Below are 8,064 nucleotides of genomic sequence, written 5' to 3' on the forward strand. Positions count from 1 at the left end.
GGCGGGCGGCTGGTGGGCCGCGAAGCGGGCCGGGGTGCCCAGATGCTCGCCGACCCGATTCACCAGCCTGGCCATCTCGTAGGCGATCAGGCCCACATCGGCGTTGACGGTGCTGAGGACGGCCAGGCAGGAGCCGTCGCCCGCGGCCACCACGAAGAGGAACCCGCCGTCCATCTCGACCATGGTCTGGCGTACGGCCCCGGTCTGGAAATGGCGTCCGACGCCCTTGGCGAGGCTGTGGAATCCGGAGGCGACGGCGGCGAGGTGCTCGGCGTCCTCCCGGGAGAGGGCGTCCGAAGACCCCACGGAGAGGCCGTCGTTGGACAGCACCACGGCGTGCCGTACGTCGCGGATGCGGGTGACAATGTCGTCCAGCAGCCAGTCGAGCTCGCGGGACGGCCGCACGCCTTCGGTTCCCTGGAGGGCGTCGTGTGGATCGATCATTCCTGGTCTCCTTCACTCGGTCTGGCGGCGGAGGCGCCACCGCCGCGGACCCAGCCGTCGCGATAGGCCGTCATGCGGGCGCGGACCTGCTCCGGGGTGCGCTCCTCCGGCTCGTCGGCCTGCTGGACCGCGGCGGGCGGGTCCTGTGGAGCGGGTGTCTCGCGCAGTTGGGGCGCAAGGCTGGCCTGCCGTACCCGGCGCGGCAGACCGCTGTCCCCCGGTCCACCGCTCCGCGCCCCGTCCGCCGAGCGGCTGTCGCGGCGGGCGGGGATCACCCGGCGCGGCGGTGCGGCGGAAGGCCCGGAGGGTGCCGACCGCTGTCCAGGGAGGGCCACGGGCCGTCCGTTGGGCCGGGCGGCACCGTTGACATGGACCTCCAGACGGGGCGGCTGCTCATAGGGGACGGATGCGAGCGGCTCCTGGACGGGCTCCTTCCGGTCGTCCTGCTCGTACGCGGGGACGGTGTGCAGGAGTGCCTTGGGGAGCAGGACCACCGCGGTGGTGCCGCCGTACGCGGAGGGGTGGAGGGTGACCTGGATGCCGTGCCGGGCCGAGAGCCTGCTCACCACGAACAGGCCCAGGCGGTCGCTGTCGAAGAGGTCTAGAGCCTCGGACTGGGCGATGCGCCGGTTGGCCTTCTCCAGGGTCTCCTCGCCCATGCCCAGGCCGCGGTCCTCGACCTCCAGGGCGTAGCCGTTGCCCACGGGCTCGCCGGTGACCCGCACCTTGGTGTGGGGTGGGGAGAACTGCGCGGCGTTCTCGACGAGTTCGGCGAGCAGGTGGGTGAGGTCGGCGACGGCCCCGCCGGCGACGGCGGCCTCGGGCAGGGGGCGTACCTCCACGCGCGCGTAGTCCTCGACTTCGGACACGGCGGCGCGGACCACGTTGGTGAGGGGCACGGGCAGCCGCCAGGCGCGGCCCGGGGCGGCTCCGGAGAGGATGATCAGGCTCTCGGCGTGGCGCCGCATGCGGGTGGTGAGGTGGTCGAGGCGGAAGAGGTCGCCGAGTTCGTTCGGGTCCTCGGCGCGCCGCTCCATGCCGTCCAGCAGGGCGAGTTGGCGGTGGACCAGGACCTGGCTGCGGCGGGCGAGGTTGACGAAGACACCGGAGACGCCGCTGGCGAGTTCGGCGCGCTCGGCGGCGGCCCGGAGGGCGGCCCGGTGGACGGTGGAAAGCGCCTCGCCGACCTGGGCGACCTCGTCCTCGGCCGGCGGCCCCGGCGGGGCCTCGGCGTGGATGTCGATCTCCTTGCCGGTGCGCAGCCGCCGCATCGCGTTGGGCAGCTTGTGGCGGGCGATCTCGAGCGCGGAGTTGCGCAGGGTGACCAGTTCGACGACCAGGCCGCGGCCGATGCGCACCGAGATGGCGAGGGACGCGAGGACGGCCACGAGGCCGAGCAGTACGGCCGCTCCGGCCGGGGACATCAGGCCGTGGGCGAAGGGGTCGGCGTGTTCGGCCGCGGACGTGGAGGCGTCGTTCTCCAGGTTCCGCAACTCGTCCCTGAGGGTGGCGTACGAGCGGTCCCAGGCCGTGGCCGGTGCCGCTGCGGCGGCCTTGGTGCCGGGGTCGGCGCGCAGCACCTTGTCCTCGACGGCGCGCACTTGGGCGTACGCGCCGCCTGCCGCGATGTCGCGCCACTGGCGGTGGTCGGCGGGGCTCAGGTCGGCCGCCGAGGCCTCCTCGAATGCCCTGCGGGCCTCCATGGCGCCGGTGAACCGCCGGTGGCGGTCCCGGTCGAGCGCGCCGGTCAGCTGGGCGGAGGAGAGCAACGCGTCCTCGCGGGCGAGGAGTTCCCGGCCGCGGGCGAGCTCCAGCAGTACGCGCGCGTGGGTGCCCTGTCCGGCCTCCCGGGTGTAGGCGCCGGAGTCGGCGAGCGCGCCGCCGACGCCGAGGCCGGCGGCGATGGTGTCGGTGTACGCGGCGTAGGCGTCGTCCCAGTTGACGGCGCGGTCGTCGATGCCGGTCCGCAGTTCGGCGAGTTGCCGCGCACTCGTGACGAAGGCGCCGAGCCGCCGCGGGACGTCCGCGGGCAGGTCCATGCCGACGGCGACGGTGTCGCGGTCGCCCAGCCGGAGCCGTTGGACGGCCTGGTCCGTGGCGCGTGCCCGTGCGTCGAGTTCGGTGGCGCGGCCGGTGCCGGGCTCGGCGAGCTGCCGCCGGACCGGCATCTGCCGGTGGCCTGGACGCCGTACATGGCGTCCGACGACGCCGGTGGCGCGGCCGAGCAGATCCGCGCATGCGGCGGGACCGTGGGGGTCGGCCCGCTCGACGCCGAGGAGGCGGGCCGGCTGGTCATCGCCTCGGATCCGACGGGCGCGGTGTTCGGCGTCTGGCAGGGCGGGGACCACGGCGGCGCGGACGCCGGCGGCGAACCGGGCACGCCGGTGTGGAACGAGCTGATGACACAGGACAGTTCGATGGTGGGCAAGTTCTACCAGGCGGTGTTCGGATACGAGCCCGAGGAGCAGGTCCCGGCCGACCCCGACCGCCTGACGCTGCTCCTGGACGGGCGGCCGGTGGCGGCGATCCACGGTGTGGGCGACGCGCTGCCGCGGGACCGCGGGCCGCACTGGCTGACGTACTTCGAGGTGGCGGACCCGGACGCGGCCGCGCGCCGGGTGACCGAGCTCGGCGGCCGGGTCGTCCGGCCGCCCCGCGACGACGCGGCGGGCCGCCTGGCGCACGTCGCGGACCCGGAGGGCGCGCTCTTCGCGCTGGTACGAACGGCCCGCTAGCCGCCTCATGACCGGGTCCCCGCTCCTGAACGCCCCTTCGCCCGGCGACCGTCCGCGGGTCGTCGTCGTGGGGAGCGCCAATCTCGATCTGTTCGCCGAGACCCCCAGGCTGCCGCGGCCCGGTGAGACGGTGCTCGGCACCTCGGTGCGCCGCGCGCCGGGCGGGAAGGGCCTCAACCAGGCGGTCGCGGCCGCCGCCTTCGGCGCCCGCACCACGCTGATCGCCGCCGTCGGCGAGGACGCGCCTGGCTCCGAACTCCTCGGCGCCCTGCGGGAATCCGGCGTCGACACGGGACGGTGCCGCACGCTGCCCGGCGAAACCACCGGCACGGCCGTCATCACCGTCGACGAGGAGGGGGCCAACCACATCGTCGTCGTGCCCGGCGCCAACAGCTCCCTGACCCCGCTCACCGGGGCCGACCGGGAAGCGATCGCCCAGGCCGACGTGGTGCTCTGCCAGCTGGAGATCCCCGTGGAGACCGTCGCGGAGGCCGCCGCGGAGGCCCGTCGGCACGGCGTACCAGTGCTGCTGAACGTCTCGCCCGCGCGCGACCTCCCGCCCGAGCTCCTCGACTCGGTCTCCGTGCTCATCGTCAACGAGCACGAGGCCGAGCACCTGCGGCGCGGCCGGGCGGGCATCCCGCCCGGGACAGCGGTCCTGACAACGCTCGGCCCGGACGGGGCCGAGCTGGCCGGCGCGGACGGGGAGACCCCGGTCAGGGTCGCGGCGCCGCCCGCGGAGCCGGTGGACACCACCGGCGCGGGAGACACCTTCGCCGGTACCTTCGCCGCCGCCACGGCGGAGCGGCTTCCGCCCGCCGAGGCGCTGCGGATCGCCTGCGCCGCCGCGTCCGTCTCCGTCGAACGCCCCGGCGCCAGCGCCTCCGTACCGGCTCGAGGGGAGACGGACCAGCGCTACCGGGCGTTCTACCGGCGCCGATAGCACCGGCTGCCGGGGGCCGAATGCGCCGCGTGCGTCAGGTGCGCCGCGTGCGTTCAGGTGCGCCGCGCTCGCCGCGTGTGTCAGGTGCGGACTTCGAGGAGGGGTACGAGCTGCTCGACCGGGGTCATCGAGCCGTGCAGGCCGACCATCGCCGACTCGTGCGGCTCGGTCTCCGTGGCGACGACCGCGACGTCGTCGCGGGCGGCGGCGACCACGTCGCCGATGCGGCCGTACACGCGCTCGTCGACCCCGGCCCCCGGCGGGCCGAACCAGCCCGCCGCGATGGCCTCCTCGCGGGTGGCCACCCACATCCGGTCCCCCAGCACCTCCCGCCAAACCGCGGCCACGTCGGCGGCGGCGCCCGGCACCGCGTACACATGGCGCGCCCGGGCCTCGCCGCCGAGGACGGCGACTCCGGCGCGCAGCTCCCAGTCCTCGTCGAAGTCGATCCGGGAGTCCGGGTCGAAGGGGATGTCGATCATGCCGTGGTCGGCGGTGACGTAGAGCGCGGAGCGGGGCGGGAGTTGCTCGGCGAGGCGCTCGGCGAGCCGGTCGACGTACATCAGCTGGCCGCGCCAGGCGTCGGAGTCGACGCCGAAGCGGTGGCCCTTGCCGTCGACCTCGCTGTAGTACGTGTAGACCAGCGAGCGGTCGGCGGCGGCGAGTTGCTCGGCGGAGAGGTCCATCCGCTCCTCGCCGGAGAGCCTGCCGTGGAAGGTGCCGCCGCTCAGCGCGATCTTCGTGAGCGGGGTGTGCCGGAAGTCCGGGGCGGAGACCTGGCAGGTGTGGACGCCCGCGGCGTCGGCCAGTCGGAAGACGGTGGGGTACGGCTGCCAGGTGTGCGGGTCGGTCCACGGCCGCCAGCGCAGCTGGTTCATCAGCGCGCCGGTGTCCGGATCCAGGACGGTGTAGCCGGGCAGGCCGTGTGCGCCGGGGGTGCGTCCGGTGCCGACGGAGGCGAGGGAGGTCGCGGTGGTGGACGGGAACCCGGCGGTTATCGGTGCGCCCGTGCCGCCGCGGGAACTCACCAACAGGCCGGAAAGGAACGGCGCTTCGTCGGCGTGCGCCCTCAGCAGCTCCCAGCCGAGGCCGTCGACGAGGAAGACGCAGACGCGGTCCGCGGGGGGCAGGCCGAGGCCGGTGGACAGGCCGGGGGCGGCGGAGTGCACATCCACGCCCTGTCCGGCGACGACGGTCGGCAGCAGGTCGGCGAGCGAGCCCGTGCCGTACGCGGGGACGGGGGCGGTGCGCGGGTCGAGGAGCGCGGGCTCGTGCCGGCCGGGGCCGGCGGTGGCGGGCTGGACCATCAGCCGGCGGATGTGGAGGCCACGGTGGCCTCGGAGAGCGCCTGCGCGAAGGCCAGGGTCTGGCGTACGGAGTCGGGGCCGTCGCCCGCCTCGCTGACGCGGAGGCTGAGGTCGTCGGCGGTGGAGGAGCCGGTGTAGCCGTGGTCGGCCTCGCAGTTGGGGTCGCCGCAGGCGGCGGGCTCCAGGTCGAGGCGGCTGACGGCACCCCAGCCGATGGTGAGGACGACCTCGCGGGGGAGGGTGCCGGGGGTGTACGACTCGGGGTTCGCCACGACGCGGCTCACCACGACCGAGGAGATGCGCTCGAGCTTGACCGACTCGGTGGAGGTGGTGGCGTACGGGGACGGGGAGGACGCGCCGTCGGCGGCCTGCTCGTCGGTGTGGCTGACGATGAAGCGGGTGCCGGTGAGGACGAGGACGGTGACGTGGCGGCGGACCTCGTTCGCGTCGAACGTCGTCTCCTGGTGGACCAGGTACGACGCGACCGGCTCGCCTCCCACCGCGGCCTCCACGGCCTCGGCCACGAGGGCCGGGTAGTAGCCACTGCGCTCGATCGCCGCGCGCAGCCCCTGGGTCGTCGTACCGGTCTTCGCCATGCGTCCATCCTACGGTGGCGGGGAACCCGTGCGGGCAGCACGCGAACGAGGCCGAGCCTGAGAGCCTCGACGCCGTCCGCCCCGCCCGGCGGGGGGCCGGTTCGGCACCGCCGGGCTCCACAGCGGTGGTTGCGCGCCGTCGCGGCGGAAGGTTTTCCGGGGACTCCGTCCCCGGACCGAACGGGGCCGCCTCCGCGCGCCAGCACGCGGGCAGGGGTTCTGGGGACGAAGTCCCCAGAAGAGTCCCGCCGCAGCGGCGAGCAATGGGGACGGGCGGAGCCCGACAGTGCCGAACCGGATCAGCCAGAGGAGAGGACCGGCGGCTGAGGCCTCAGTACGCCGGCAGGCGGCGGGGGCCCAGGTCCGCGGAGGCCGGGCGGGGGGCCAGGCGGACCGTGGCGCCCAGGACCGTCAGGCCGTATTGGGCGACGACAACCGGCTCCAGGTCGACCTGGACGACCTCAGGGTGGTCGTCGACCAGGCGGGAGACGCGCAGGAGCAGCTCCTCCAGGGCCGCCGTGTCCACCGGCTGGGAGCCGCGCCAGCCGAAGAGGAGGGGGGCGGTGCGGATCGAGCGGATCAGGTCGGCGGCGTCCCGGTCCGTGACCGGGACGAGCCGGTGGGCGGTGTCGCCGAGGAGCTCGGAGGGCGCCCCGGCGAGGCCGAAGGACAGCACGGCGCCGACCGCGGGGTCGATCGCCGCCCGCACCACCGTGTCCACCCCGCGCGGCGCCATCGCCTGGACGACCGGCCGCAGCTCCTCGGCCTTGCCGAGGTAGTCGGTCAACTCCTGGTGGGCCCGCCGGAGTTCGCTCTCGCTGGTGAGGTCCAGGCGTACGCCGCCGAGGTCCGCGCGGTGGCGCAGGTGCGGCGCGGTGGTTTTGAGCGCCACCGGGTAGCCGAGGCGCGCGGCGGCCCGCGCGGCGCTGTCCGGGTCCGGCGCGGGCAGCGTGGGCCGTACGGCGATCCCGTAGCGGGCCAGCAGCCGGGCGGTCTCGTCGGGAGTGGGCAGGGTGCTGCGCGGGACCGGCCCGCCGCCGGGCTCAGCGGGCGCCCGGGTGTCCCCCGCACCGCCGTTCACCAGGCCGCCGTTCACCGCGCCGCCGTTCACCGCGCCGAGCAGCTCGTCGATATCCGCCCCGGCCGCCGCCTCCTCGATGTCCTCGTACTCCGGCACCCGTCCCGGCTCGGCCGCCTGCCGCCGCCACTGCGCGTACCGCACGGCCTCGGCCAGCGCCCGTACGGCCCGTTCCGCGGCGGGGTAGGCCGGGACACCGGAGGCGGACAGGGCCTCGGTGAGGCCCTCGATCTCCAAGTGGACGACGGCCACCGGCTTCGCGCGCCCCCCGGCCGCCACCGCCTCGCGTACGGCCTCGGCCAGCGCGCGCCCCTCGTCCCGCCGGTCCCCCTCCGCGGCGCCCTCGTCGCCGACCCATGGGATCGCGTTGACGACGACCGCGTCGCACAGGTCGTCGGCCAGGGCAGCCGCGAGCGCCGCGCGGTAGTCCTCCGGCGTCGCGGCGGTGGTCAGGTCGCGCGGCGGGAACGGGCGAAGGTGCTCGGTCAGGCAGGCGTCGTAGGTGAGCAGGCCGAGCGACTCGGAGTTGCCGAGGACGGCCACGCGCGGCCCGGCGGGCAGCGGCTGGCCCGCCAGCAGCAGCCCCGCATCGGCGAGCTCGGTGACGGTGTCGACGCGGATCACCCCGGCCTGCCGGAAGAGCGCGGAGACGGTGGCGTCGGGGATACGGGTGGTGGGCACGGTGTGCCCGAGCGGCGCGCTGCCGCTGTGGCGTGCGCCCTTGACGACCACCACGGGCTTCACGGCCGCGGTCCGCCGCGCTAGCCGGGTGAACTTCCGCGGGTTGCCGATCGACTCCAGGTACATGAGGACGACCTCGGTGGCCGGGTCGTCGTACCAGTACTGGAGGAAGTCGTTGCCGGAGACGTCGGCCCGGTTGCCCGCCGACACGAAGGTCGAGACCCCTGCCCACCCGTCACCCACCACCTCCCTCAACCGACGCTCCGCGCCCCCCTTTACC

General features: G+C 75.2%; 7 protein-coding genes. 2 read left to right on the forward strand and 5 right to left on the reverse strand.

The genetic code is table 11. The features are described 5' to 3' along the window. A partial coding sequence (locus tag AOK16_RS11830) for a roadblock/LC7 domain-containing protein (protein ID WP_055472220.1) occupies positions 1-444 on the reverse strand: 444 nt, incomplete at its 3' end. Beyond that, complete coding sequence (locus tag AOK16_RS11835; protein ID WP_420865379.1) at positions 441-2,750, reverse strand: sensor histidine kinase; 2,310 nt, start codon at positions 2,748-2,750, stop codon at positions 441-443. The genes AOK16_RS11835 and AOK16_RS11830, both read right to left, overlap by 4 nt. Here AOK16_RS11835 and AOK16_RS11840 point away from each other — a divergent pair. Beyond that, positions 2,637-3,179, forward strand: a complete 543-nt coding sequence (locus tag AOK16_RS11840) for a VOC family protein (protein ID WP_079101277.1) — start codon at positions 2,637-2,639, stop codon at positions 3,177-3,179. The two genes, AOK16_RS11835 and AOK16_RS11840, sit on opposite strands and share 114 nt — an antisense overlap. A gap of 7 nt (positions 3,180-3,186) precedes the next feature. Beyond that, positions 3,187-4,122, forward strand: coding sequence for a ribokinase (locus AOK16_RS11845; RefSeq protein WP_055472222.1), 936 nt, complete (start codon positions 3,187-3,189; stop codon positions 4,120-4,122). Positions 4,123-4,202: 80 nt separating this feature from the next. Here AOK16_RS11845 and AOK16_RS11850 read toward each other — a convergent pair whose 3' ends face one another. The 3 genes from AOK16_RS11850 to AOK16_RS11860 form a co-directional block, all read right to left on the reverse strand. Then, entirely contained in the window at positions 4,203-5,429 is a 1,227-nt protein-coding gene (locus AOK16_RS11850) for an alkaline phosphatase family protein (protein WP_055472223.1), read from the reverse strand. Continuing rightward, positions 5,429-6,025: a DUF5998 family protein gene (locus AOK16_RS11855; RefSeq protein WP_055472224.1), complete on the reverse strand. Its 597-nt coding sequence runs from the start codon at positions 6,023-6,025 to the stop codon at positions 5,429-5,431. Before AOK16_RS11855 ends, AOK16_RS11850 begins: the two co-directional genes overlap by 1 nt. 331 nt (positions 6,026-6,356) lie before the next feature. After that, on the reverse strand, positions 6,357-8,064 hold a 1,708-nt coding region (locus tag AOK16_RS11860; RefSeq protein WP_169790886.1), incomplete at its 5' end, for an acetate--CoA ligase family protein.

Source organism: Streptomyces pathocidini (assembly GCF_001418495.1).
In the GTDB taxonomy this organism is placed as follows: domain Bacteria; phylum Actinomycetota; class Actinomycetes; order Streptomycetales; family Streptomycetaceae; genus Streptomyces; species Streptomyces pathocidini.